Origin of the sequence: Streptomyces sp. NPDC018031 (assembly GCF_044327625.1) — a bacterium.
Classification (GTDB): domain Bacteria; phylum Actinomycetota; class Actinomycetes; order Streptomycetales; family Streptomycetaceae; genus Streptomyces.
Genome location: NZ_JBIRFT010000051.1, coordinates 2,796 through 4,509, shown reverse-complemented (window position 1 = coordinate 4,509; position 1,714 = coordinate 2,796). Strand labels below are relative to the sequence as shown.

General features: G+C 56.0%; 1 rRNA gene (running past one end of the window). It reads right to left on the bottom strand.

What is annotated here, in order from left to right:
• Positions 1 to 1,714, bottom strand: a 23S ribosomal RNA gene (locus ACH4B3_RS34140); its annotated part runs 727 nt beyond the window's last position; the annotation flags it as partial.

The following is a 1,714-nucleotide window of genomic DNA, read 5'->3' as shown; positions in this document are numbered from 1 at the left end:
TGCTTCACAGTCTCCCACCTATCCTACACAAGCCGAACCGAACACCAATATCAAGCTATAGTAAAGGTCCCGGGGTCTTTCCGTCCTGCTGCGCGAAACGAGCATCTTTACTCGTAATGCAATTTCACCGGGCCTATGGTTGAGACAGTCGAGAAGTCGTTACGCCATTCGTGCAGGTCGGAACTTACCCGACAAGGAATTTCGCTACCTTAGGATGGTTATAGTTACCACCGCCGTTTACTGGCGCTTAAGTTCTCAGCTTCGCCACCCCGAAGAGTGACTAACCGGTCCCCTTAACGTTCCAGCACCGGGCAGGCGTCAGTCCGTATACATCGCCTTACGGCTTCGCACGGACCTGTGTTTTTAGTAAACAGTCGCTTCTCGCTGGTCTCTGCGGCCACCCCCAGCTCACCGAGTAAATCGGATCACCAGAAATGGCCCCCCTTCTCCCGAAGTTACGGGGGCATTTTGCCGAGTTCCTTAACCATAGTTCACCCGAACGCCTCGGTATTCTCTACCTGACCACCTGAGTCGGTTTAGGGTACGGGCCGCCATGAAACTCGCTAGAGGCTTTTCTCGACAGCATAGGATCATCCACTTCACCACAATCGGCTCGGCATCAGGTCTCAGCCTCAATGTGTGACGGATTTGCCTATCACACGGCCTACACCCTTACCCCGGGACAACCACCGCCCGGGCTGGACTACCTTCCTGCGTCACCCCATCACTCACCTACTACCACCTTGGGTCAGCGGCTCCACCACTCCCCATCACTCCGAAGAGATCAAGGGCGGCTTCACGGCCTTAGCATCAGAGGATTCAATGTTTGGCGCTTCAAAGCGGGTACCGGAATATCAACCGGTTGTCCATCGACTACGCCTGTCGGCCTCGCCTTAGGTCCCGACTTACCCTGGGCAGATCAGCTTGACCCAGGAACCCTTAGTCAATCGGCGCACACGTTTCTCACGTGTGAATCGCTACTCATGCCTGCATTCTCACTCGTGAACCGTCCACAACTACCTTCCGGTGCTGCTTCACCCGGCACACGACGCTCCCCTACCCATCACAGCGGGCGTTGGCCCTCATGCTGCAATGACACGACTTCGGCGGTACGCTTGAGCCCCGCTACATTGTCGGCGCGGAATCACTTGACCAGTGAGCTATTACGCACTCTTTCAAGGGTGGCTGCTTCTAAGCCAACCTCCTGGTTGTCTCTGCGACTCCACATCCTTTCCCACTTAGCGTACGCTTAGGGGCCTTAGTCGATGCTCTGGGCTGTTTCCCTCTCGACCATGGAGCTTATCCCCCACAGTCTCACTGCCGCGCTCTCACTTACCGGCATTCGGAGTTTGGCTAAGGTCAGTAACCCGGTAGGGCCCATCGCCTATCCAGTGCTCTACCTCCGGCAAGAAACACACGACGCTGCACCTAAATGCATTTCGGGGAGAACCAGCTATCACGGAGTTTGATTGGCCTTTCACCCCTAACCACAGGTCATCCCCCAGGTTTTCAACCCTGGTGGGTTCGGTCCTCCACGAAGTCTTACCTCCGCTTCAACCTGCCCATGGCTAGATCACTCCGCTTCGGGTCTTGAGCGTGCTACTCAACCGCCCTATTCGGACTCGCTTTCGCTACGGCTTCCCCACACGGGTTAACCTCGCAACACACCGCAAACTCGCAGGCTCATTCTTCAAAAGGCACGCAGTCACGAGGA